Raw genomic sequence first — 23,460 nt, forward strand, 5'->3', positions numbered from 1 at the left:
GCGCGGGCGCGGGGCCGCTCCGTGCGCCTACCGGCTCAGTGCCGCCGCCACCACGTCGGCCGTCCGCTCCGGCGGGACGCCCGCCGACAGGAGCAGGGTCGTGGCCGCCGCGCGGCCCGCCTCGGACGCGGGCAGGGCGCCCTCGTTGACCGCCTCCATGAGCCCGAACAGGGACTGCTCGTGGACGTAGGCGAGCGCGGCGGGCGGCAGGTGGGAGGCGAACACGCCCTTGAGGAGCCCCAGTTGGAGCAGGTCCACGCACTCCTTGCGGACCGGGGCCAGGCGCTGCTTGATGCCGGCCATGGTGACGCTGCGCTGGGCGAGGGCGACCAGGAGCCGGTAGCGGTCGGCGATCTCCCAGACCGCGAGCGTCGCACGGGCCAGCGCCTCGGCCGGGTCGGCGATGCCCTCGCGCCCCTCGCGGTGCGCCTCGGCGACCGTCTGTGCCGCCTCGTCCACGAGCGCCGCGATCAGCGCGTCCCGGCTCGGGAAGTGCCCGTACACCGTGCGCCGTACGACCCCCGCCGACCGGGCGATCTGGTCCATCGAGGCATCCGGGTCGCGGACCAGCTCGGCGAAGGCCACCTCCATGATGCGGCGGCGGTTCGCGTCGGCGCGGCCGCCCGAGGGGGAGGGGGCGGCGGCGGGGGTAGCAGTCACAGCCCCATTTTGCACAGCGCCGTGCAGGGGCGTAAATTGCACAGCAGTGTGTAATTGCACATCAATGTGCAATTGGATCTCCCTGGTCGGGTCCCGGCGAACGCCGACTCGGGTCCCGCCGGACGCCGGGCCGGGGAACGCGAACCGAAGCAAGGCACAGGAAGGGTGAGACGCGTGAGTCTCGTCATCAATCAGCCCGTCGAGCAGATGGGGACGCCCTACCGGCGGCGCTGGTGGGCGCTGCTCGTGCTCTGTCTCAGCCTGCTGATCATCGTGATGGCGAACACCGCCCTCACCGTCGCCGCCCCCGACATGACCAAGGACCTGGGGCTCAGCAGCTCCGACCTCCAGTGGGTCATCGACGGCTACACCGTCCCCTACGCCGCCCTGATGCTGCTGCTCGGCGCGATAGGCGACAAGTACAGCCGCCGGGGCGCGCTCGTGCTCGGCCTCCTCGTCTTCGCCGGCGCCTCCGTGGTCGGCTCGCTGGTCGACAGCTCCACCGGTGTCATCGCCTCCCGCGCCGTCATGGGCGTCGGCGCCGCGCTGATCATGCCAGCGACCCTGTCGCTGCTCGCCTCCACGTTCCCGCGCGCCGAGCGCGCCAAGGCGATCCTGCTGTGGACCGCGACCGCCGGCATCGCCATCGCCGCAGGACCGCTGGTCGCGGGCGCGCTCCTGGAGAACCACGGCTGGGCCTCGACGTTCCTCATCAACGTGCCGATCGCGCTGATCGCGGTCGTCGGCGCGTTCGTCCTCGTACCGCCGTCCAAGGCCGCCCACCACGACCGCATCGACTACGTCGGCGGCCTGCTCTCGGTGGTTTCCGTGGGCGCCCTGGTCTACATGATCATCCAGGGCCCGCACTTCGGCTGGGACGCCAAGGCGATCGGCGCCGCCGTCATCGCCGGTCTCGGACTCGTGGCCTTCGTGGTGTGGGAGCTGCGCCACCCCCGGCCCGTCCTGAACGTACGCCGCTTCGCGCACCGCATGTTCTCGGGCTCGCTGCTCGCCGTCGCGCTGTTCTTCCTCGCCGTCTTCGGCGCGTTCTACTACCTCACCCAGCACCTCCAGTTCGTGCTCGGCTACACCCCGCTGGAGACCGGCGTCCGCATGCTGCCGCTGGCCGGCGCGGTCTTCGTGGGATCGGCCCTGACCGGGTTCCTCACGCCCCGGCTCGGCATGAAGGTCACGGTCACCGCCGGCATGGTCGCGGGAACCGTCGCGCTCGCGCTGCTCACCCGCGTCGACTCGGCCTCCGGCTACGGCGACTTCCTCGCCCCGCTGATCATCCTCGGCGTCGCGATCGGCCTCGCCCTGTCGCCCTGCACCGACGCGATCATGGGCGCCTTCCCCGAGGCCGAACTCGGCGTCGGCGGCGCCGTCAACGACACCTCGCTCGAACTCGGCGGCTCGCTCGGCATCGCCATCCTCGGCTCGGTGCTCGCCAAGTCGTACTCCTCGCACCTCGCGGACGCCACCGCCGGTACGAAGCTGCCCGCCTCCGCGCTCAGCACCGCCCAGGACTCGGTCGGCGCCGGATACGCCGTCGCCCAGGGCATCGGCGACCAGGCCAAGCAGCTCGGCGCTCAGGCCCTGCACGCGGGCACCCCGCAGCAGGCCGCCCAGCTCAAGGCCCAGGCCGAGCAACTGGCCGCCGGGGCCCAGCAGATGAGCCACGCCGTCGGCTCCGCCTTCTCCGACGCGGTCGCCCGCACCAGTCTCGTCGGCGCCGTGATCCTGGGCGTCGGCACGGTCCTGGTCGCCGTGCTCCTGCCGCGCCGCGGCAAGGGCGAGGAGCAGGCCGGGCAGAGCGCAGAGGAGCGCGAGAGCGTCACGGTCTGACCCGCGCCGCCCAGCGCCCGGCCCGCACGGTTCAGGACCCGGCCCGCACGGCTGAGTACCCGGCCCGTACGGCTCGGCGCCCGGCCCGTACGGCTCAGCCCAGCAGCGCCAGCTCCGCCCCGCTCAGTACGAGATCGGCCGCACCGGCCGAGTCCCGTACCGACGCGGGGCGGCTGCCGCCCGGAATCGGCAGCACCACCGGCGCCAGGCTCAACAGCCAGGCCAGTACCACCTGTTGAGGGCTCACGCCCCGCTCGCGCGCCACCGCGTGGAAGGGCGACTCGGGCGTGGGAGCGCCGCCGGGACCCTCGAGCGCGCTGCGGGAGATCCCGCCGAGCGGGCTCCACGGCATGAACGCGAGCCCGAGTTCCGCGCAGAGCCGCAGCTCGGGCCCGCTGTCGCGGACGGCGGGCGAGAAGCGGTTCTGCACGCTGACGAGCCGGTCGCCCAGGATCTCCCGCGCCTCGCGGATCTGCTCACTGTCCACATTGGAGAGCCCCACCGCCCGGACCTTGCCCTCCTCGGCGAGCTCGCGCAGCGCGCCGACGGACTCCGCGAACGGCACCCCGGGGTCGGGCTTGTGCAGCTGGTAGAGGCCGATCGCCTCGGCGCCGAGCCGCTTCAGGGAGGCCTCGGCGGCCCGCCGCAGATGGCCCGGGTCGGCCCGTACCGTCCAGTCACCGTCGTCGGTGCGCCCCCGCCCGCCCTTCGTGGCGACCAGGACCTCATCGGTCGCGCCACCGTAGGCCGCGAGGGCCCGGGCGATCAGGAGCTCGTTGTGGCCCGGCTCGCCGCCCGGCGCGTAGTAGGAGTCGGCGGTGTCGATGAGCGTGATCCCCGCGTCCAGCGCGGCGTGCACGGTGGACAGCGCCCGCGCCTCGTCCGGACGCCCCTCGATGGACAGCGGCATCGCCCCGTATCCGACCGCGCCGACCTTGAAGGGTCCAATGGTGCGGTAGAGCATGTCAGTTGACTCCGATCGTCTCGGCGACGGCGCGCGTCAGCCAGTCCTTGGTGTGGGAGAAGGTGAAGCCCAGCGACTCGGCGCGGGCGTTGTCCATCGCGTACGAGCGGGCGAAGGAGAACGGCGACACCGCCCCGACCTCGACGGGCTGGTAGCGGACGGCGGGGTGGCCGCCACCGAGCGCGCCGGCGACCGCCGCCACGATGTCCTCGGTGCCCAGCGGTCCGTGCGAGGCGGCGTTCACCGGTCCGGTGAAGTCCTGGCGGGTCACCCAGAACAGGAACGCGGCGATCTCCTCGACGTCGATGTACGTCGCCGGGCAGTTGGGCACGGCGACCGCGACGGGCTCCCCGGCGCGGATCCGGTCGGCGTAATGCGGCAGGCGTCCGGTGAAGTCGTCGGCCCCGCCCAGGACATGGGCCACCCGCACCGCGACATGAGGGAACGGGGGGTCGGCGGCGAACACCGCCTCCGCCTGTCGCTTGCCCTCGCCGTAGTACTCCGCGACGAACTCCGGCTCGTGCCAGGGGAGTTCCCCGGTGACCACCACCGTTGACGCGTCGAGCGCGCTCTCGGACACCGGCTCCGCGCAGTCCTCGTACTCGTACACCTCGACCGTGGAGGTCATGACGTAGCGCGCGGTGCGGCCGGTGAACACCCGCCGGGCGATCGCGGCCTGGCGGGGGGTGTAGCAGACCTGGTCGACCACGACGTCGAAGACGCGCTCGCCCACGGCGGCGGCCAGCGAGGCCTCGTCGTCGCGGTCGGCGATCAGCTGCCGCACGCCCGGCGGTGGCGGGGTCGAACCCCGGTTCAGGACCGTGACCCGGTCACCCGCCGCGAGCAGCCGCGCGATGAGCCGCTTGCCGAAGTAGCGGTTTCCCCCGATGACCAGAACCTCACGCATGTTCTCCATCCCCTTCCCACCTGCGGTTTCTCCCGATACCAGTGTTACGTTGACGGCCCATGGACTGAAGGGGGAAACATGGGAGATCTCGCGGCGGTACCGAAACAACCACGGCATTCGCGCGCCATCGCCAACGATTCGTCAGCGGGCTTCGACGCGGTGGACCGGCAGTTGCTCGAAGTCGTCCAGCGGGAGGGCCGGATCAAGCTCAGCGAGCTCGGCCGGCGGGTGCGGCTGAGCCCGGCCGCGGTCACCGAGCGGCTGCGCCGCCTGGAGGCGGGCGGCGCGATCACGGGGTACGGGGCGCGGGTCGATCCGGCCCGGCTCGGCTACGGCATTCAGGCGTTCATCCGGGTCAGTCCGCACGGCGGTTACAGCCTGAAGCACCCCAGGACCCTGGAGCTGATGGAGCGCCCGGAGATCACCGAGGTGCACCACGTGGTGGGGGAGGACTGCTGGATCCTCAAGGTGGCCGTCGCCGACACGGTCCATCTGGAGGAGGTCCTGGAGCAGACGTCGGCGCTGGGGCGTACGACGACGTCGATCGTGCTGTCGTCGCCGGTCGGCGGCCGCGAGGGGAAGCCGCTGCTGCCGCCGGTGGCGGGCTGACGCTCGGCGCCGGTGCGGCGCGGGCCGGTGCGGTGCGGGCCGGTGCGGTGCGGGCCGGGGTAAGGCGGGCCGGGGTAAGGCGGGCCGGTGCGGTGCGGTGCGGTGCGGTGCGGTGCGGTGCGGTGCGGTGCGGGGCGCCGGCACCCGGGATTGCCCTCGTGCTTGCCTTGCCGTCGGCGTCAAGGATTACCGTCCTTGTCATGCGCATCGGCGAGCTCGCGGCGCGGGCAGGGACGACCACCCGCACGCTTCGGTACTACGAGTCGCGCGGCCTGCTGGCCGCGCGGCGGACCGACAACGGCTACCGCACGTACGACGAGAACGACCTGCGGCTGCTCCAGCAGATCAAGACGCTTCAGGACTTCGGGTTCGACCTGGAGGAGACGCGGCCCTTCGTGGAGTGCCTGCGGGCCGGCCACCCGGCCGGGGACACCTGCCCCGCCTCGCTCGCCGTGTACCGCCGCAAGCTGAGCGATCTCGACGCGCTGATCGGTGAACTCACCGCCGTGCGCGCCCAGGTGGGCGAGGAGCTGGCGCGGGCCGAGGTGATGGCGGCGGCGCAGGTCCCCGGCGGCCCCGACCCGCTCTGCGAACTGAGCCCGCCGCACACGCGACAGCACGCGGAACCGCACACGCGTCAGCACGCGCAACCGCAAACCGAACGGCACGCGCAACCACCGGCCGAACGGCAAAGCCAACGGCACGCGCCACCGCACGCGGGGCCGGCGACAGGGGAGACGAGACAGTGATCAAGGCAGCGCACGTGGACGAGGTCACCGACGAGACCTTTCACGCCGAGGTGATGGAGGCCGAGCTTCCGGTCCTGGTCGAATTCACGGCGGACTGGTGCCCGCCATGCCGGCAGATCGCGCCCGTTCTGAGCGCCCTCGCCGTGGAGGAGGCGGACCGGATGAAGATCGTCCAGTTGGACGTGGACACCAACCCGGTGACGACCGCGAGGTACGGCGTCCTGTCGATGCCCACCCTTATGGTCTTCCGCGCGGGCGAGCCGGTGAAGGCGATGGTGGGCGCACGGCCCAAGCGGCGACTGCTCCAGGAGCTGGCAGACGTGATCTGAGCCCGCCCCGGGCGCTGAGCGCGACACCGCGCGCCGCGCCCCGCGCGCACAAGGCCATAACCATAAAGAAAATGCCCCGGATGAATTGGCATCCGGGGCATTCTCCTGCGTATATTGGATGTTTCGCGTCCGGGCGCAACCGGGACACGAACAAGCCTTATGAATGCAGTGTATCGCGTCAGGAGTGGAATTGTCAACCGAGGAATTCCGGAAGGAACAGCAATTCATCACCGGTCTCTACGCCCGCCTCGACGACCTGCGGGCTCAGGCGGAGGGCGCGGTGCGTTCGGCGTTGTCGCAGACCGGCACGGGTCTCCAGGCCCGGCTGGAACGAGACGTGCTGGTCGCGGAGCAGTCCGGGCTGCTGGGCGCGCTCAACGCGGGCGAGAATGGGCTGTGCTTCGGGAGGCTTGATTTCCGGGACGGCGCGACGCACCACATCGGCCGCATCGGAATCCGCGACAACGACAGAGAGCGCACGCCTCTTGTCATCGACTGGCGTGCGGAGAAGGCCCGTCCCTTCTATCTCGCGACCGGGCATTGCCCGATGGGACTGCGCCGCCGCCGGCACATCAGCACGGAGGGGCGCACCGTCACGGCGCTCCACGACGAACTCCTCGACCTGACCGACACCGAGCGCACCGGACACGAGGGCGCCGACGCCGACGAGGTGCTGCTCGCCGCGCTCGACGCCGCCCGCACCGGCCGGATGCACGACATCGTGCGGACCATCCAGGCCGAACAGGACCGCATCATCCGCGCCCCGCACCGCGGCGTACTCGTCGTCGAGGGCGGCCCCGGCACCGGAAAGACCGTCGTCGCCCTTCACCGGGCGGCGTATCTCCTCTACGAGCACCGGGAGTTGCTGGCCCGGCGGGCGGTGCTCGTCGTCGGCCCCAACCCGGCGTTCCTCGGCTACATCGGCGACGTGCTGCCCTCGCTCGGCGAGACGGGCGTCCTCCTGTCGACCATGGCCGAGCTGTTCCCCGGCGTACGCGCCACCGGCACCGACACCGCTCGGGCGGCCGAGATCAAGGGCCGCGCCTCGATGGCCGAGGTGCTCGCGGCGGCCGTACGCGACCGTCAGACCGTGCCCGGGACGGCCATCGAGATCCCGCACGAGGGCTACGGGACGCTCACGCTCGACCGGGCGATGGCCGAGGACGCCCGGTGGAAGGCGCGGGGGAGCGGACTCCCGCACAACCTGGCCCTGCCGCACTTCGCCTTCCACATCATCGACGCGCTCACCGCGCAGCTCGTCGAACGCGTCGGCGCCGACCCCTTCGGCGGGCCGAACCTCCTCGGCCCCGACGACGCGGCGCAGATGGGCAAGGAGATCGCCATGAGCCACGAGGTCCACGCGGCCATCGAGGAGCTATGGCCGAAGCTGACCCCGGCGGCCTTCGTGGCGGACTTCCTCGCCGACCCCTCCCATCTCCCGGACGGAGAAGCCGAGTTGATCCGGCGCGAGGGCGGCGCGTGGACGCCGGGTGATGTGCCGCTCCTGGACGAGGCGGCCGAACTCCTCGGCGAGGACGACAGCGCGGCCCGCGCGGCCGCCGAGGCCGAACGCCAGGAACGGATCGCCTACGCGCAGGGCGTGCTCGACCTCTCCGAGGGCTCGGAGTCCTACGAGTTCGAGGACGAGGAGTCCGAAGTGCTGGCCGCGCACAACATCATCGACGCCGAGCGGATGGCAGAGCGGCACGAGGAGGCCGACCACCGCAGCGCGGCCGAGCGGGCGGCGGCGGACCGGACGTGGGCGTTCGGGCACATCATCGTGGACGAGGCGCAGGAGCTCTCGGCGATGGCGTGGCGGCTGCTGATGCGGCGCTGCCCGACCCGTTCGATGACGCTCGTCGGGGACCCGGCGCAGACCGCGGACCCGGCGGGCGTCGGGTCCTGGGAGCGGATCCTTGAGCCGTACGTCGCCGCCGGGCACTGGGAGCACGCCCGGCTCGGCGTCAACTACCGTACGCCCGCCGAGATCATGGAGGTGGCGGCCGAGGTGTGCCGGTCGGCCGACCCGTCCTTCGTGCCGCCACGCTCGGTGCGGTCCACGGGGGTGCGGCCGTGGGCGCGACACGTCGAGCCCGGCGAACTGGCCTCGGCGGTTGCGCGGGCGGTGGCCGACGAACGGGGCACGGGGCGCCTAGCGGTGATCGCCCCGGCCCGCCTGCACGCGACGCTCCGGCCCGCGCTGCCCGACGCGGCACACGGAACCACGCCGGACCTCACATCCGAGGTCGCCCTGCTCGACCCCCGCCAGGCGAAGGGGCTCGAATTCGACGTGGTGCTGGTGGTGGAGCCGGGGGAGTACGGGGTGAGCGACCTGTACGTCGCACTGACCCGGGCGACGCGACGCATGGCCGTCCTGCACGCGGGCGCGCTGCCGACAGCCCTGGCCGGCCTGACGCCTTGGGTCTCTCCTGCGGGTCGCGCGCGCCCCTGAGCATCCGGCGGCGGCCCGGGCGCACGAGTGGGGGACGGGAAACCCGTCACCCCGTCGGCGCCGGGCCCGTGCTCTCCCGGGGGAGCAACCTCGGCAGGGGGTCCTGGAGTTGGCGGGGGGACGCGCCGTCCAGGAGAGACAGGAGTTGCGTTGCCGCGCGGTGTCCGAACTCGTCCGCCTCGCGGACCAGCGCGGTCAGCTGGGGGTGCAGCGTGTGGCAGATGACGGAGTCCTCCCAGGACACCACCGACACGTCCCGGGGGATCAGCAGCCCCCGCTCCGCCGCGACGCTGACCGCCGCCACCGCCATCACCTCGTTGTCGCAGATGAGGGCGGTGGGCGGGGTGGCGGCCGAGAACAGGCGGCGGGCCGCCTTCGCGCCCTGGCGGTCGGTGAAGTCCGTGGTCACGGACACCGCGTGGTCGAGGTCGAGGCGCCGCGCCGCCGCTCGCAGTGAGGCGATGCGGCGTGCCGTGTGGGCGAAGCCGGGCGTCCCCGCGATGTGCCCGATGCGGCGGTGCCCGAGCGCGTACAGGTGACGCACGATCAGGTCCATCGCGCCGGAGTCGTCCGCCCAGATGTTGGAGATCCTTGCCCGGCGCGGGAGTTGGGGCGCGTCGGGGCTGCCTGGCGCCTCCATGCCGCCGATGACCACGGCCGGCAGGCCGAGGACCGCCAGGGTCTCGGGGCGCGGGTCCGAGACGCGGGGGTCGACCACGATGACCCCGTCCACCCTTCCCTCCGCCCACCAGCGCCGGTACAGCTCGCACTCGGCCTGGACGTCGTCGACCATCTGGAACACCAAAGCCTGGTCGCGCGGCGCGAGGCTCGCCTGGATGCCCGAGACGAGTTGGAGGAAGAACGACTCCCCGCCCAGGCTGTCCGCCGGGCGGGCGAGCACGAGCCCGATCGCCCCCGCGTTCTCGCCGGACAGCGCCCGCGCCGCGGAGCTCGGCCGCCAGCCGAGCCGGTCGGCGACCCGTATGACCCGGCGCCGGGTCGCGTCGGAGACCCCGGGCCGGTTGTTGAGGGCGAAGGAGACCGCGCTCGTGGAGACGCCCGCCTCTCTGGCCACGTCTTTCATGGTCGGGCGGCGGGGTGGCGGCGTATCGGTTTCGATCTCGCTCATGGCGTGATGGTAACGCGGTTTAGCGCAAGGTCACTAAACCGCCTTAGTTCGTCCCCAACATTCAGGTCTTTAGTCCTTTTTAGTGGGTCTGGCCTGCGAGTTTAGTGAATTCGGTCGCTTGTCCGGTATTGACGGCCATTTCAAGCGCGCTGCATGGTGTGCCGCAACGTCATCGGGACGAGGCGAAGGAGTCAGCCACTCATGTCCATTCATCGCAGTGTCGCGATCCGGACGGCCGTCGGTCTCGGCGCGGCCCTCTCGCTCACCCTGCTCACCGCGTGCGGGGGCGGCGGTGACGGCAAGGGGTCGGCCACCGACGGGAAGATCGAGGGCGAGATCAAGTTCCAGACCTGGAACCTCCGCGCCAAATTCAAGGACTACTTCGAAGGCGTGATCAAGGACTTCGAGAAGGCCAACCCGGGCACCACGGTGAAGTGGGTGGACCAGCCCGCCGACAACTACGCCGACAAGCTGAGCGCGGACGCCACCGCCGGCACGCTGCCCGATGTCGTGAACCTCTCCCCGGACCTCGCCTATCCGCTGGCCAAGGCGGGCACCCTGCTCAACCTGGACAAGGACAAGGTCGCCGCCAAGTTCAAGCCCGAGTACCTGGACGGAGCCTGGCACGGCTTCGACATGCCGGGGCTCGACGGCTCGTACGCGCTGCCCTGGTATCTGAACACCGGCCCGCTCTTCTACAACAAGACCATGTTCAAGGACGCCGGTCTCGACCCTGAGAAGGCGCCGAAGACGTTCGACGAACTCTTCACCGACGCCGCCCAGTTGGCGAAGAACGGCAAGGCCACGCTGGCCCAGCCGCCGACCGTGGAGGACTTCGGGCGCTACGGCGTCGACATCATGAGCAAGGACGGGACGAAGTTCACCTTCAACGACGCCAAGGGCGTCGAGTTCCTGACCAAGTATCAGACGATGTTCAAGGAAGGCGGCCTGCACAAGCAGGCGCTCACGCTCACCGCGGAGACGGCCGGGCAGAAGTTCCTCCAGCAGGAGGTGGCCATGAACCCGGGCAGCGCCCACGACCTCGACACCTTCAAGAAGAACGCCCCCTCGCTCTACGGCAGCCTCGGCATCACCGACGTACCGACCAACACCGGCAAGCAGAACATGTACTTGCAGGGTCTCTCGGTCAACTCCCAGAGCAAGCACGCCGCGGCCGCGCTCGCCTTCGCGCACTTCGTCACCGACCAGAAGAACCAGGAGGACTTCGGCCACAAGGTCGCCGTCTTCCCCAGCACCAAGGGTTCGCTGGACAAGGAGTACTGGACCACCGCCGACGGCAGCGAGGAGGGCAAGATCCGGGTCGCCTCGGCCAAGATGCTGCCGACCGCCGTCAACTACACGCCGGTGCTGTTCAGCGACGAGATGAAGACGATCCTGCGCAACGAAATAGCCAAGTGCCTCCAGGGCAAGGAGTCGCCCAAGGAGGCCCTGGACAGCGCGGCGAGCCAGATGACCAAGCTCATCCAGCAGAAGTGACACGGTGCACCCGGATGAACCCCGCGACACTCCCGCCCGGGAACGGGGCCGTGACCCCCGCCGCCCCCGCGACCCGGGACCCCGATATGAACCCCGCCACCCCCGCGACCCGGGACCGGGGCGTGTGCCCCGCCGCCTCCGCGACCCGGGACCCGGATATGAACCCCGGCGCCCCCGCGACCCGGGACCGGGGCGTGTGCCCCGCCGCCCCCGCGACCCGGGTTCGCCGATGAGTGCGTCGATGCCGGCCGCCCCCGCCAAGGACGCCGCGCGCCCTCCCCGCGACGCCGCCCCCGCGCGGCGTCCGGGGCGGCGTCGCCCCGCCGGGCGCACTCATCGCGCCCTCAGCCCCTGGCTGTTCCTGGCGCCCGGGCTCCTGGTCACCCTCGCCTTCAACCTCTACCCCTTCCTCGCCACGGTGTGGAAGTCGTTCACCGACGCCCGCACCCTGACCCCCGGCACCTTCGTCGGGTTCGACAACTTCACCGCGCTGCTCCACGACGACCAGTTCTGGGTGGCGCTGCGCAACAGCGCGCTGTACGTGGTCCTGGTCGTGCCCTGTCTCGTACTGCTGCCGCTGCTGCTCGCGCTCCTGGTCCAGCGGCACATCCCCGGCATCGCGTTCTTCCGGTCCGCCTACTACACGCCGGTCGTGGCGTCGGTGGTCGTCGTCGCCCTGATGTGGGTGTGGATGCTGGACGACCGGGGATTCATCAACGGCGTGCTGCGCGCGCTGGGCGTGGACCCGGTGCCGTTCCTGTCCAACCAGTGGCTGCTGCTGCTCAGTTCCATGGCCCTGACCGTGTGGAAGGGCCTCGGCTACTACATGATCATTTACCTGGCCGCGCTCGCGAACGTACCCCGGGAGCTCCACGAGGCCGCCGAGGTCGACGGCGCGGGGCCGCTGCGGCGCTTCGTGTCCGTCACGATGCCCTCGGTGCGCTCCACGATGGTCCTGGTCGGCGCGCTCTCGGCGGTCTCCGCGTTCAGGGTCTTCAGCGAGGTCTTCATGATCGCGGGGCCGACCGGCGGGCCCGGCGGCGCCGACACCACGCTCGTCATGCTCATCCAGCGGGCCGGCACCGGGCTCCAGGGCCGCACCGGCTACGCCTCCGCCCTGTCGATCGTGCTGTTCCTGCTGACCCTGGTCCTGATGCTGCTCGTGCTGCGGGCCGACCGGAAGGACAAGGACTGATGGCCGCCGTCGCCCAGCGCCCCACCGGGCCCCGCCGCGTCCGCGCCCGCCGCTGGCGCTTCGCCCTGCGCTACCTGGCCCTCGTCGTCGTGCTGCTCGTCATGACCGGCCCGTTCCTGTGGCAGCTGTCCACCTCGCTCAAGGGCGCCACCGAGGACATCTACACCTCGCCGCCCCGGCTGCTGCCCCAGCACCCCACGGTCGACAACTACCGCCACGTCGCCGAGATCATCCCGGTCTGGGACTTCATCTGGAACTCCGTGAAGGTCGCGCTCAGCAACGTGGCGACCAACGTCGTCGGCGCCGCGATGGCCGGCTACGCGCTCGCCCGGCTCCGCTTCAAGGGCCGCGCCGCCGCCAGGACCGTGTTCGTCCTGGCCCTCCTGGTGCCGATGGAGGCCACGATGCTGGCCCAGTTCGCCACCATGCGCTCGCTCGGCCTCAACAACACCCTGGTCGCCGTGGTGCTGCCGGGCTGTATCGGCGCGATGAACGTGCTCCTGATGCGCAACGCCTTCAGCGCCATCCCGTACGAGATCGAAGAGGCGGCCATCGTGGACGGCGCCAACGTCTGGCAGCGCTTCACCCGCATCGCGCTGCCCGCCGTCAAGGGCACTCTCGCGGTCGTCGCGATCTTCTCCTTCATGGGCGCCTGGGACGACTTCCTGTGGCCCTTGATCGTGCTCTCCGACTCCGAACACTTCACGCTCACCGTCGGCCTGAACTTCCTGCACGGCACGTTCTCCGACAACCAGCGCGTCGTCGCGGCGGGCACCATCATCGCCGTCGCCCCGCTGATCGTGATGTTCGCCTTCCTCCAGCGGCTCTTCTTCCGCGGTGTCGGCGAGGGCGCGGTCAAGGGCTGACCACCGCGCCGCCGTTCCCGCCCCCCAACTCACCTTTCCCAGACCGACCTTGGAGTCCATCCATGGCAGCCCCGCGCTTCGGCGTCAACTACACGCCCAGCCAAGGCTGGTTCCACCACTGGCTCGACTACGACCCGGACGCCGTGCGCGCCGACCTCGACGCGATAGCCGCGCTAGGCCTGGACCACATACGGGTCTTCCCGCTGTGGCCCTACTTCCAGCCCAACCGCACCCTCATCAGGCCCCGCGCCATCGAGCACTTGCTCGACCTCGTGGACGCCGCCGCCGAGCGCGGCCTCGACGTCAACGTGGACGGGCTCCAGGGGCACCTGTCGAGCTTCGACTTCCTGCCCGCCTGGACCCGCACCTGGCACCGCCGCAACCTGTTCACCGACCCCGAGGTGGTCGAGGGGCAGGCCGCCTATCTGCGGACCCTGGCCGCCGCACTCGCCGGCCGGCCCAACTTCATCGGCATGACGGTCGGCAACGAGATCAACCAGTTCTCGGCCGGGCCCCACCCCGACCCCGACCGCGCCGGCCCCGACGAGGTGGACGCGTGGCTCGCACGGATGCTCGCGGCCTGCGAGGAGGGCGCGCCGGGGCGGCTCCATCTGCACGCGGAGTACGACGCGTGCTGGTACCAGGACGACATGCCGTTCACCCCGGCCCAGGCCGCCCGGCGCGGCGCGGTGACCGCCGTGCACTCCTGGGTCTTCAACGGCACCGCGCAGCTCCACGGACGCCTCTCGGTGCCGGTCGAGCACCACGCCGCCTACCTGGTGGAACTGTCCAAGGCCTGGGCGCTGGACGCGCACCGCCCGGTCTGGCTCCAGGAGGTCGGCGCGCCTGCGCCCCTGGTGCCGCCCGCGCACGCGGCCGCCTTCACCGAGGCGACCGTCGAGAACACCCTGGACTGCCCGGGCCTGTGGGGCATCACCTGGTGGAGCTCGCACGACGTCTCGCGCGACCTGGCCGACTTCCCCGAACTCGAGTACGGGCTCGGCCTGTTGACCAACGACGGGCACCCCAAGGACACCGCGCGGGTGCTCGCCGGGACCGCCAGGGCGCTGCGGGAGGGCGCCCGCGCCTACGCCCCCGCCCCCCGGTCCACCGCCCTCGTGGTGCCCGACGCCCCCGCGTCCCGCTCCTCGTGCGCCCCCGGCGGCGCCGTCTTCGAAGCGTTCTTCGGGCTCACCGCCGACGGCGCCCGCCCCACCACCGTCCTCGCGAGCCGCGCCGAGGACCGGGCCCACCTCGCCGCGCGCGGCATCACCGACGTCCTCACCCCCGACCAGGTCCGGTAACGCTCCCGCCAGGAGGCACCCCGTGCACCACCACCCCACCAGACGCGCCGTGGTCATCGCCGGCGCGGCCGCCGCCCTCGCTCCGGCGCTGCCCGCGCACGCCACCCCGATGGACACCACCGCACCGGACACCCCAACTGCCGCCGGTCGCCTGCCAGTTCAGCCATACGCCTCCTACTGGTACCCGGACTCGCTGCCCCCGGGGAGCCCGGGCGAGGGCATCACCTGGCGCAGCCTGTCGTCCTGGCGGGCGGCGGACGACACCGACCTGGCGTTCAACGCGGCGTCGGTCCCGCTGGCGCGGCGCTTCACACCCACCCCGGTGAACACCGCGGCCCGCGCGGGGCAGGCCCGCGTCCAGTCGCTGGTCTCCTTCGGGCCCACCGCCTCCAACCCGTCGCAGGGCTCACCCACCGCCGACTACTACGCCCTCACCCACTGGGCCTACCTGGACGAGCTGGTCTTCTGGGGCGGCTCGTCCGGCGAGGGCCTGATCCTCGCGCCGAACGCGCCGGTCGTGGACGCCGCCCACCGGCACGGCGTGCCCGTGCTCGGCACCGTCTTCCTGCCGCCGGCCGCCTACGGCGGTCAGCTCCAGTGGACCCGCGACCTCGTGCGCAAGGACGCCGCCGGGCGCTACCCGCTGGCCGAACGGCTCGTCGCGGTCGCCGCCGCGTACGGCTTCGACGGGTGGTTCATCAACGCCGAGACCGACGGCGGCAACACGGCGCTCGCCCTGGACGCGCGCGGTTTCGTGGCCGAGCTGAAGAAGCTCGGCGCCGCCAAGGGGCAGCGCGTCACCTGGTACGACTCGATGACCGCGAACGGCTCCGTGAGCTGGCAGGGCGCGCTCAACGAGCGGAACGAGACGTTCTTCCGGGCCGCCGACGCCATGTTCCTCGACTTCCGCTGGACGTCCGCCACCCTGGCGGCGTCCGGCGCCAAGGCGGAGCGACTGGACCGGGACCGCTACGAGTTGTGGGCCGGTGTGGACGTCGAGTCCCACGGCTACGACACCTCCGTGGACTGGGCCGCCATCGCGCCGGCCGGGAAGCCGCACACGGCCTCGATCGGCTTCTACCGGCCCGAGTGGACCCGCGGCCACCTGCCCGATGGCCACACCCCGGGCGACTTCCACGCGGCGGACGACCGGTTCTGGACCGGCGCGTCACTCGACCCCTCGCGTCCCGCGACGGACGGCCCCTGGCGGGCGCCCGCCGCCCTCGTCGCCGACCGCTCCACCGTCACCGCGCTGCCCTTCGCCACCACCTTCAACACCGGCCACGGTGTGCGCTGGTACGAGGGCGGCAAGGTGACGTCCACTACCGCGTGGAACCACCTGGGCCTCCAGGACCGCCTCCCGGCCCGGCGCTGGGTCACCCGCACCAGCGGCCACCACCCCGCCGTCGCCTTCGACTTCGAGGACGCCTGGCGCGGCGGGAGCAGTGTCCTCGTCGCGGGGGAGCCGGGCGCCCCGGTCACGCTCGACCTGTACACCACGCGGCTCACGCTCTCCCGGCGTACGGTCGTCGAACTCACCCACCGCGCCCAGGCGGATGTCACCGTCGAGCTGGCCGTCGCGACCGCCGAGCCCGCCCGGCCGGGCGAACCGCACCCCTACCGCCTGCTGCCCGCCGGGACGTTGAAGGCGGGCGACTGGACCACCGCGCGCGTCTCCCTGGCCGGCCTGTCCGGCTCCGTACGCGCGATCGGGGTGCGTCTGACCGCGCCGGGCGCGCTCGACTACCGCATCGGCGCGCTCGCGGTCCGCGACCACGGTCAAGTGCCCTGCGAACCGGCCAAGTTGAGAATCGGCGCGGGCTCCGACGGTCTTCGCTTCACCTGGCGCCCCGCGCCCGGTCACGTACGCCACTACGAGCTGCACCGGGTGCTGCCCGACGGCTCCCGGCGCTTTGCCGGCGGCACCTGCCAGAGCGCCTACTTCGTGCCGGGCGTGCTACCCGAACCGGGCGAGAAGTCGGCATGCTTCGAAGTGCGGGCGGTGGGCGAGCTCTACACCGTCTCCGCTCCCGCCACAGCCGTCCACCCCTGGTAGTTCCACCCCCGGCAGTCCCACCCCTTCCGAAACGGAGCACCCCCATGCATGACGACCGCGGCTTGGTCGAAGCCCGCCTCAAGCGCGTTCTGGACGAGCGCGTCCGTCCCGCCGTGTACCCGGAGTCGGTGCCGCTCGAGGTCGCCGTGTGGGTGGCTCCGGGGGTTGGGGCCTCCCCCGATCGAGCGCAGTCGAGAGATCGGGGAACGGTGGCGGTGGCGGAAGGGCTCGCGGCCGAGGTGGTGCCGGTCGCGGTCGGTGACGCGTGGGGCGCGCCCTGGGGCACCAGCTGGTTCCGGGTGACGGGACGGGTGCCGAAGGAGTGGGCGGGCAGGACGGTCGAGGCCGTCCTCGACCTCGGCTTCGACGAGAACATGCCGGGCTTCCAGTGCGAGGGCCTGGTCTACCGGCCCGACGGCACCCCGGTGAAGGGCCTCAACCCGCGCAACCAGTGGGTGCGTATCGGCGCCCCCGCCGAGGGCGGCGAAGAGGTGTGCCTGCACATCGAGGCCGCCTCCAACCCGGTCCTGCTCGACTACCACCCCTTCGTGCCCACCCGGCTCGGCGACATCGAGACCGCGCACCAGGACCCGCTCTACAAGCTGGCCCGGATGGACCTCGCCGTCTTCGACGAGACGGTGTGGGCGCTGGTCATCGACCTGGAGGTGCTGGGCGAGCTCATGCACGAGCTGCCCGTCGACTCGGGACGGCGCTGGGACATCCTGCGCGCCGTCGACCGCGCCCTGGACGCACTCGACCTCCAGGACGTCAACAGCACGGCCGCCGCGGCCCGCGACCGGCTCACCGAGGTCCTGTCGAGCCCCGCCGAGCCCTCGGCCCACCGCGTCAGCGCCGTCGGTCACGCCCACATCGACTCGGCGTGGCTGTGGCCGCTGCGCGAGACCGTACGCAAGGTGGCGCGCACCACCTCCAACATGACGGCGCTCCTGGAGGACGAGCCCGAGTTCGTCTTCGCGATGTCGCAGGCCCAGCAGTGGGCGTGGATCAAGGAACACCGGCCCGAGGTGTGGGCCAAGGTCGTCAAGGCGGTCGCCGACGGCCGGTTCGTGCCGGCCGGTGGCATGTGGGTGGAGGCCGACACCAACATGCCGGGCTCGGAGGCGATGGCCCGCCAGTTCGTGCACGGCAAGCGCTTCTTCATCGACGAGTTCGGCGTGGAGAACGAGGAGGCGTGGCTGCCCGACACCTTCGGCTTCGCCGCCGGCCTGCCGCAGATCATCAAGGCGGCCGGCTCGAAGTGGCTGCTCACCCAGAAGATCTCCTGGTCCCAGACGAACAGGTTCCCGCACCACACCTTCCTGTGGGAGGGCATCGACGGCACCCGGATCTTCACCCACTTCCCGCCCGTGGACACCTACAACTGCGCGATGAAGGGCAGCGAGATCGCGCACGCGGCCAGGAACTTCAAGGACAAGGGTGTCGCCCGGCACTCGCTCGCGCCGACCGGCTGGGGCGACGGGGGCGGCGGCACCACCCGCGAGATGATCGCGAAGGCGGCGCGCCTGCGGAACCTGGAGGGCAGCGCGCGGGTGGTCTGGGAGACCCCGGCCGACTTCTTCACCAAGGCGCAGGCGGAGTACGCCAACCCGCCGGTATGGGTGGGCGAGCTGTATCTGGAGCTGCACCGGGCCACCCTGACCAGCCAGGCCAAGACCAAGCAGGGCAACCGCAGGAGCGAGAACCTGCTGCGGGAGGCCGAGCTGTGGTCGGCGACCGCCGCCCTGCGGGAGCCCGAATTCCCTTACCCCTACGAGCAGTTGGACCGTATCTGGAAGACGGTCCTGCTGCACCAGTTCCACGACATCCTGCCCGGCTCCTCCATCGCCTGGGTGCACCGCGAGGCCGAGCGGACCTACGCGGCGCTCGCCGGCGAACTGACCGCCCTCATCGAGCGGGCCCAGCGCGCACTGGCCGGAGAGGGCACCCAGGCCCTGGTCTTCAACGCCACCCCGCACCGGCGGCACGGCGTGGCGGCGGGCGGCGCGGCGGTCCGGGCGAGGGGCGAGAAGCCGGCGCTCTCCCAGCGCCCCGGCGGCGGGTTCGTCCTGGCCAACGAGCGGCTGCGGGTGGAGATCGACGGGCGTGGCCTGGTCGTCTCGGCGTACGACCTGGCCGCCGGACGCGAGACGATCGCACCGGACCGCCCCGCGAACCTGCTCCAGATCCACCCCGACTTCCCCAACATGTGGGACGCGTGGGACGTCGACGCGTTCTACCGCAACACCGTGACGGACCTGGTCGAGGCGGACGAGGTGGTGGCGGGCGAGGGCGCGTCGGTGCGGGTGACGCGCTCCTTCGGGTCCTCGAAGGTCACCCAGACCCTGACCCTGGAGCCGGATTCCGCGCGCCTGGACATCGTGACCGAGGTGGACTGGCACGAGACGGAGAAGTTCCTGAAACTGGCCTTCCCGCTGGACGTGCACGCCGAGCGGTACGCCTCTGAGACCCAGTTCGGCCACTTCCACCGGGCCACGCACACCAACACGAGCTGGGAGTCGGCCAAGTTCGAGGCCTGCAACCACCGCTTCGTGCACCTGGAGGAGCCGGGCTGGGGCATCGCCCTGGTCACCGACTCGACCTACGGCCACGACGTGACGCGTACGGTACGGCCCGACGCGGGCACGACCACCACCCTGCGCGTCTCGCTCCTGCGGGCCCCCCGCTTCCCCGACCCCGAGACCGACCAGGGCCCGCACCGCTTCCGGCACGCCCTCGTGCCGGGCGCGACGATCGGTGACGCCGTGCGCGAGGGGTACGGGGTGAACCTGCCCGAGCGGACCGTGCCCGGGGCCGGCCCGGTCGCGCCGCTCGTCACCGTCGACAACGACGCGGTGGTGGTGACGGCGGTCAAGCTCGCGGACGACGGGAGCGGCGACGTGGTGGTCCGCTTCCACGAGGCGCACGGCGGCCGGGCCCGGGCGGTGCTGACACCCGGGTTCGCCGCCGCGAGCGTCATCGTGACGGACCTTCTGGAACGCCCTTTGTCGCAGGGCGAGTTGAAGGAAGGCGCCGTCGAGGTCGAGCTGAGGCCGTTCGAGCTGCGCACGCTGCGGCTGCGCCGGGCCTAGCGCGGCGCGTCCACCGCGCGCCGCGCCAGGCCCGGCGCGCGGTGTCAGCCGGTCTCACGCCGGCCGGAACCACACCGTGGCGAGCGGCGGCAGGGTCAGACCGAGGGAGACCGGGCGGCCGTGGGACGGCGTCGGCTCGGGCTTCAGCGGCCCCGGGTTGCCGACGCCGCCCCCGCCGTAGCGGGCGTCGTCGGTGTTCAGCAGCTCCTGCCAGGCGGAGACCGTGTCCGGCACACCCAGGCGGTACTCCGCCCGGACCACGGGAGAGAAGTTGGACACCGACAGCAGCGGCGAGCCCGCCGCGTCGTGGCGCAGGAAGGCGAAGACGTTGTCCTCCGCCGCGTCGCCCGCGATCCAGGAGAAGCCCGCCGGGTCGGTGTCGCGCTCCCACAGCGCGGGCAGGTCCGCGTACACCCGGTTCAGGTCGCGCACCAGATCCCGTACACCGCGGTGGTCGGGCTCGGCGCCGTAGGACGGGTCGAGCAGCCACCAGTCGGGGCCGTGCTCCTCGGACCACTCCGCGCCCTGCGCGAACTCCTGCCCCATGAAAAGGAGTTGCTTGCCGGGGTGGGCCCACATGAACCCCAGGTAGGCGCGGTGGGTGGCGCGCTGCTGCCACCAGTCGCCCGGCATCTTCGACACCAGGGCCCGCTTGCCGTGGACCACCTCGTCGTGCGAGATCGGCAGCACGTAGTTCTCGCTGTACGCGTACACCATCGAGAAGGTCATCTCGCTGTGGTGGTACTTGCGGTGCACCGGCTCGTGCTGGACGTAGCCGAGCGAATCGTGCATCCAGCCCATGTTCCACTTCAGGCCGAAGCCGAGACCGCCGTGGTCGGTGGGCCGGGTCACGCCGTCCCACGCGGTGGACTCCTCCGCGATGGTCACGACACCGGGGCAGCGCCGGTAGACCGTCGCGTTCATCTCCTGGAGGAAGGCCACCGCGTCCAGGTTCTCGCGCCCGCCGTGCTCGTTGGGGCTCCACTCGCCGTCCTCGCGCGAGTAGTCCAGATACAGCATCGAGGCGACCGCGTCCACGCGCAGGCCGTCGACGTGGAACTCCTCGCACCAGTACGTCGCGTTCGCCACCAGGAAGTTGCGCACCTCCTTGCGGCCGTAGTCGAATTCGAGGGTGCCCCAGTCGGGGTGCTCGGCGCGGGTGGGATCCTGGTGTTCGTACAGGGTGCGCCCGTCGAATTCCGCGAGCGCCCAGTCGTCCTTGGGGAAGTGCGCGGGCACCCAGTCCACGATCACGCCGATGCCCGCCTCGTGCAGCGCGTCGACCAGGTGGCGGAAGTCGTCGGGGGTTCCCATGCGGGAGGTGGGCGCGTAGAAGCCGGTGACCTGATAGCCCCAGGAGCCGCCGAAGGGGTGCTCGGACACCGGCAGGAACTCCACGTGCGTGAAGCCCAAGTCCTTGACGTACGCCGGGAGTTGGTCCGCGAGCTGGCGGTAGGTCAGGCGGGGGCGCCAGGACGCGAGGTGGACCTCGTAGACCGAGAACGGCGCCTCGTGCACCGGGCGCGCGCCGCGGCGCGCCATCCACGCCTCGTCGCGCCAGACATGGTGGGACTCGGTGACGATGGAGGCGTTGGCCGGCGGCACCTCGGTGCGCCGGGCCATCGGGTCGGAACGCAGGGTGTGGCTGCCGTCGGGGCGCATGATGTCGAACTTGTAGAGCGCGCCGTCGCCGACGCCCGGCAGGAACAGCTCCCACACACCGGTCGAGCCCAGCGAGCGCATGGGGTGCGCGGCGCCGTCCCAGTAGGTGAAGTCGCCGGTGACCCTGACCCCCTGGGCGTTGGGCGCCCACACCGTGAAGCGGGTGCCGCTCACGCCCTGGTGCGTCATCGGGCGGGCCCCCAGCGCCTTCCACAGCTCCTCGTGGCGCCCCTCACCGATCAGATGCAGATCGAGGTCGCCGAGCGAGGGCAGGAAGCGGTAGGGGTCGTGGACCTCGATCTCGTTGTCGTCATAGGTGACGAGCAACGTGTAGTCCGGGACCGTGCGCAGCGGCAGCACCCCGGAGAACAGGCCGTCCCCGTCGTCGTGCAGCTCGGCCCGCAGTCCCTTGCCGAGCACGGTCACCGCCTGCGCGTAGGGGCGCAGGGCGCGGATCGCCACACCGCCGCGCACCAGGTGCGCGCCGAGCAGGGAGTGCGGATCGTGGTGGCCGCCCGAGAGCAGACGCCCCCGGTCCGCCGAGGTGAGGGCGGGAGCGGGCCGTACGCCGCGACTCGCGGCCCGGCGCGGCGCGGGCGGCGCCTTGGCCGGCTTGGCCGCCGTGGCCGCGGGGGCCCCGGCGCGTGGGGCGGGTTCGGAGGAGTTGCGGGCGGAGCGGGGGGTCACGGGGACTGCCTCCTCAAGGGCGTCGTGCGCGGGTGGGTTCAGGCGCCGGCCAGGCGGTCGATCGCCGCCATCGGCACGGGCAGCCAGTCGGGACGGTGCCGGGCCTCGTAGAGCACTTCGTAGACCGCCTTGTCGGTCTCGTACGCGCGCAGCAGCTCGGGCGATTCGCGGGGGTCGCGGCCCGAGCGCGCCGCGTAGCCCGCGCAGTACGCGGCCCGGCACTCCCCGGCCCAGGCGGGGTTCACCGGACGGACGGAACAGGACGCGTAGTCGAAGGAGCGCAGCATGCCGGCGACATCGCGCACCGGCGGCTGCGGGCGGCGGCGCTCGGCGAGCGGGCGGCTCGGCTCCCCCTCGAAGTCGATCACCGACCAGGGGCCCGTGCCGGCCCGCAGGGCCTGGCCCAGATGGAGATCGCCGTGGACGCGCTGCGCCGTGCCGGCCGAATCGAGTCCGGCGACGGCGTCGAAGGCGGCCCGCAGCCCCGGGACGTAGGGCGCGAGCGCGGGCACCGCCTGGGCGGTGGCGTCAAGGCGCTCGGTCATCGCGGCCGCGATCAGCGCGGTCTGGGGGCGACCGAGCGAGACGGTGGGGAAGGCGTCGGCGAGGGCGAGGTGCACATCGGCGGTGGCCCGCCCCAGTTCGTACGCCTCGTCGGTGAAGGCGCGCTTCTCGGCGAGCGAGGCGAGCGCGAGCGTCCAGCCGTCGTCGGCGCCGCGCAGATACGGCTGGAGCACGCCGAGCGTGGTCTCCTGGGGCTCGGCGGTCCTGAACCAGGCGGCCGGCGCGGGCACCCGGTCGCAGCCCTGCCGGGCCAGCGCCCAGGGCAGCTCCAGATCGGGGTTGACGCCCGGTTGCACCCGCCGGAACACCTTGAGAATGAACGTATCTCCGTACACCAGCGAGGAGTTGGACTGCTCCACGCCGAGCAGCCGCGGCGCGAGGCCCGGCGGCACCGTCACCTTAGGGTCGCGCTCGAAGCACAGCGGGCCCACGGTGCCGGGGTTGCGCAGCCGCTCCAGGAGCAGCCCGGCGGACTGGGGGTCCTGGAGCGCGTCGTACACCGTGCGTCCGGCGAGCGGGCCCTGGCTCGCGCGGCCGATCAGGGCGGGCGCGAGGCGGGGCGGCAGCTGGTCGCGGACACCGACGAGGAGCTGGTAGCAGTCGGCGGGCGGCGCCGCGCCGTCGTGGGGTGGCGGGGGCGCGCAGTGTTCGGTGCGGACGAGCAGATGGAGGAAGCCCGGCAGCAGCTCCGTCGCGGTGAGCAGCGCGAAGTCGGCGACGGGCCGCCCCTTGCCGGCGAACCAGCGCTGCCGCGGCAGCCATTCGTGCAGCAGAGGGGCGAGCGAGGTCAGCAGCCTGGTGAGGGGGAGGCCGGTGGTACGGGGCGGTGCGGCCTTCGGCATGGCGGCGCGTCCTTTCCCCGGGCACACAATCAAGTTGCGCAGAGTGTCCCGGAT

The 23,460-nt window shown here is 72.1% G+C and carries 16 protein-coding genes and 1 pseudogene; 11 read left to right on the plus strand and 6 right to left on the minus strand.

Annotated elements, in window-relative coordinates:
• Positions 1 to 27 precede the first annotated feature (27 nt).
• Positions 28 to 591 (minus strand): TetR/AcrR family transcriptional regulator, encoded by a 564-nt coding sequence (locus ABR738_RS28110; protein ID WP_350234778.1) that lies wholly within the window; start codon positions 589 to 591, stop codon positions 28 to 30.
• A gap of 276 nt (positions 592 to 867) precedes the next feature.
• On the opposite strand from ABR738_RS28110, the gene ABR738_RS28115 reads away from it, so the two are divergent.
• On the plus strand, positions 868 to 2,505 hold the full coding sequence (locus ABR738_RS28115) for an MFS transporter (RefSeq protein WP_502964245.1): 1,638 nt from the start codon (positions 868 to 870) through the stop codon (positions 2,503 to 2,505).
• Between the two features lie 94 nt (positions 2,506 to 2,599).
• On the opposite strand, the gene ABR738_RS28120 is transcribed toward ABR738_RS28115, so the two are convergent.
• Together ABR738_RS28120 and ABR738_RS28125 are read right to left on the minus strand one after the other, a co-directional pair.
• Entirely contained in the window at positions 2,600 to 3,469 is an 870-nt protein-coding gene (locus ABR738_RS28120; RefSeq protein WP_350232739.1) for an aldo/keto reductase, read from the minus strand.
• A 1-nt stretch (position 3,470) separates the two neighbouring features.
• On the minus strand, positions 3,471 to 4,376 hold the full coding sequence (locus ABR738_RS28125; protein ID WP_350232740.1) for an NAD-dependent epimerase/dehydratase family protein: 906 nt from the start codon (positions 4,374 to 4,376) through the stop codon (positions 3,471 to 3,473).
• 78 nt (positions 4,377 to 4,454) lie between these two features.
• Here ABR738_RS28125 and ABR738_RS28130 point away from each other — a divergent pair, with 78 nt between their 5' ends.
• From ABR738_RS28130 to ABR738_RS28145, 4 genes and pseudogenes are all read left to right on the plus strand, one after another.
• The gene (locus tag ABR738_RS28130; protein WP_350232741.1) at positions 4,455 to 4,985 is read left to right on the plus strand and encodes an Lrp/AsnC family transcriptional regulator; all 531 of its coding nucleotides are present in this window, start codon (positions 4,455 to 4,457) and stop codon (positions 4,983 to 4,985) included.
• 200 nt (positions 4,986 to 5,185) lie between these two features.
• A pseudogene (locus ABR738_RS28135) lies at positions 5,186 to 5,581 on the plus strand (MerR family transcriptional regulator); the annotation flags it as partial.
• A 149-nt stretch (positions 5,582 to 5,730) separates the two neighbouring features.
• The gene (gene trxA / locus ABR738_RS28140; protein WP_350232742.1) at positions 5,731 to 6,063 is read left to right on the plus strand and encodes a thioredoxin; all 333 of its coding nucleotides are present in this window, start codon (positions 5,731 to 5,733) and stop codon (positions 6,061 to 6,063) included.
• A 163-nt stretch (positions 6,064 to 6,226) separates the two neighbouring features.
• A complete protein-coding gene (locus ABR738_RS28145) occupies positions 6,227 to 8,515 on the plus strand; it encodes a HelD family protein (protein WP_350232743.1) in 2,289 nt (762 codons plus the stop codon).
• Positions 8,516 to 8,561: 46 nt separating this feature from the next.
• On the opposite strand, the gene ABR738_RS28150 is transcribed toward ABR738_RS28145, so the two are convergent.
• Positions 8,562 to 9,635 (minus strand): LacI family DNA-binding transcriptional regulator, encoded by a 1,074-nt coding sequence (locus ABR738_RS28150; protein WP_502964246.1) that lies wholly within the window; start codon positions 9,633 to 9,635, stop codon positions 8,562 to 8,564.
• A gap of 210 nt (positions 9,636 to 9,845) precedes the next feature.
• Here ABR738_RS28150 and ABR738_RS28155 point away from each other — a divergent pair, with 210 nt between their 5' ends.
• The 6 genes from ABR738_RS28155 to ABR738_RS28180 all read left to right on the plus strand — a co-directional run bounded on the left by ABR738_RS28155 (position 9,846) and on the right by ABR738_RS28180 (position 19,651).
• The gene (locus ABR738_RS28155; RefSeq protein ID WP_350232745.1) at positions 9,846 to 11,141 is read left to right on the plus strand and encodes an ABC transporter substrate-binding protein; all 1,296 of its coding nucleotides are present in this window, start codon (positions 9,846 to 9,848) and stop codon (positions 11,139 to 11,141) included.
• A 241-nt stretch (positions 11,142 to 11,382) separates the two neighbouring features.
• A complete protein-coding gene (locus ABR738_RS28160; protein WP_350232746.1) occupies positions 11,383 to 12,336 on the plus strand; it encodes a carbohydrate ABC transporter permease in 954 nt (317 codons plus the stop codon).
• Positions 12,336 to 13,202: a carbohydrate ABC transporter permease gene (locus ABR738_RS28165; RefSeq protein WP_350232747.1), complete on the plus strand. Its 867-nt coding sequence runs from the start codon at positions 12,336 to 12,338 to the stop codon at positions 13,200 to 13,202. The genes ABR738_RS28160 and ABR738_RS28165 overlap by 1 nt, the downstream gene beginning before the upstream one ends.
• A gap of 62 nt (positions 13,203 to 13,264) precedes the next feature.
• Positions 13,265 to 14,506 (plus strand): glycoside hydrolase 5 family protein, encoded by a 1,242-nt coding sequence (locus tag ABR738_RS28170; protein WP_350232748.1) that lies wholly within the window; start codon positions 13,265 to 13,267, stop codon positions 14,504 to 14,506.
• Positions 14,507 to 14,528: 22 nt separating this feature from the next.
• Positions 14,529 to 16,562 carry an endo-beta-N-acetylglucosaminidase gene (locus ABR738_RS28175; RefSeq protein ID WP_350232749.1) on the plus strand — a complete coding sequence of 678 codons (2,034 nt, stop codon included), beginning with the start codon at positions 14,529 to 14,531 and terminating at the stop codon, positions 16,560 to 16,562.
• 44 nt (positions 16,563 to 16,606) lie between these two features.
• Positions 16,607 to 19,651 carry an alpha-mannosidase gene (locus ABR738_RS28180; RefSeq protein WP_350232750.1) on the plus strand — a complete coding sequence of 1,015 codons (3,045 nt, stop codon included), beginning with the start codon at positions 16,607 to 16,609 and terminating at the stop codon, positions 19,649 to 19,651.
• A 54-nt stretch (positions 19,652 to 19,705) separates the two neighbouring features.
• Here the strand turns inward: ABR738_RS28180 and glgB are convergent, their stop codons facing one another.
• Positions 19,706 to 22,000: a 1,4-alpha-glucan branching enzyme gene (glgB, locus tag ABR738_RS28185; protein ID WP_350232751.1), complete on the minus strand. Its 2,295-nt coding sequence runs from the start codon at positions 21,998 to 22,000 to the stop codon at positions 19,706 to 19,708.
• A 38-nt stretch (positions 22,001 to 22,038) separates the two neighbouring features.
• Positions 22,039 to 23,406 carry a maltokinase N-terminal cap-like domain-containing protein gene (locus tag ABR738_RS28190; RefSeq protein ID WP_350232752.1) on the minus strand — a complete coding sequence of 456 codons (1,368 nt, stop codon included), beginning with the start codon at positions 23,404 to 23,406 and terminating at the stop codon, positions 22,039 to 22,041.
• Between the last annotated feature and the right edge of the window lie 54 nt (positions 23,407 to 23,460).

Source organism: Streptomyces sp. Edi4 (assembly GCF_040253615.1).
GTDB lineage: Bacteria > Actinomycetota > Actinomycetes > Streptomycetales > Streptomycetaceae > Streptomyces.

What these genes read in the sequence shown, in the direction of transcription:
- ABR738_RS28110 (WP_350234778.1), bottom strand. Translation starts at nt 591, where the DNA reads ATGGAGGTGGCCTTCGCCGAGCTGGTCCGCGACCCGGATGCCTCGATG.
- ABR738_RS28115 (WP_502964245.1), top strand. Translation starts at nt 868, where the DNA reads ATGGGGACGCCCTACCGGCGGCGCTGGTGGGCGCTGCTCGTGCTCTGT.
- ABR738_RS28120 (WP_350232739.1), bottom strand. Translation starts at nt 3,469, where the DNA reads ATGCTCTACCGCACCATTGGACCCTTCAAGGTCGGCGCGGTCGGATAC.
- ABR738_RS28125 (WP_350232740.1), bottom strand. Translation starts at nt 4,376, where the DNA reads ATGCGTGAGGTTCTGGTCATCGGGGGAAACCGCTACTTCGGCAAGCGG.
- ABR738_RS28130 (WP_350232741.1), top strand. Translation starts at nt 4,455, where the DNA reads ATGGGAGATCTCGCGGCGGTACCGAAACAACCACGGCATTCGCGCGCC.
- ABR738_RS28145 (WP_350232743.1), top strand. Translation starts at nt 6,227, where the DNA reads ATGCAGTGTATCGCGTCAGGAGTGGAATTGTCAACCGAGGAATTCCGG.
- ABR738_RS28155 (WP_350232745.1), top strand. Translation starts at nt 9,846, where the DNA reads ATGTCCATTCATCGCAGTGTCGCGATCCGGACGGCCGTCGGTCTCGGC.
- ABR738_RS28160 (WP_350232746.1), top strand. Translation starts at nt 11,383, where the DNA reads ATGCCGGCCGCCCCCGCCAAGGACGCCGCGCGCCCTCCCCGCGACGCC.
- ABR738_RS28165 (WP_350232747.1), top strand. Translation starts at nt 12,336, where the DNA reads ATGGCCGCCGTCGCCCAGCGCCCCACCGGGCCCCGCCGCGTCCGCGCC.
- ABR738_RS28170 (WP_350232748.1), top strand. Translation starts at nt 13,265, where the DNA reads ATGGCAGCCCCGCGCTTCGGCGTCAACTACACGCCCAGCCAAGGCTGG.
- ABR738_RS28180 (WP_350232750.1), top strand. Translation starts at nt 16,607, where the DNA reads ATGCATGACGACCGCGGCTTGGTCGAAGCCCGCCTCAAGCGCGTTCTG.
- ABR738_RS28190 (WP_350232752.1), bottom strand. Translation starts at nt 23,406, where the DNA reads ATGCCGAAGGCCGCACCGCCCCGTACCACCGGCCTCCCCCTCACCAGG.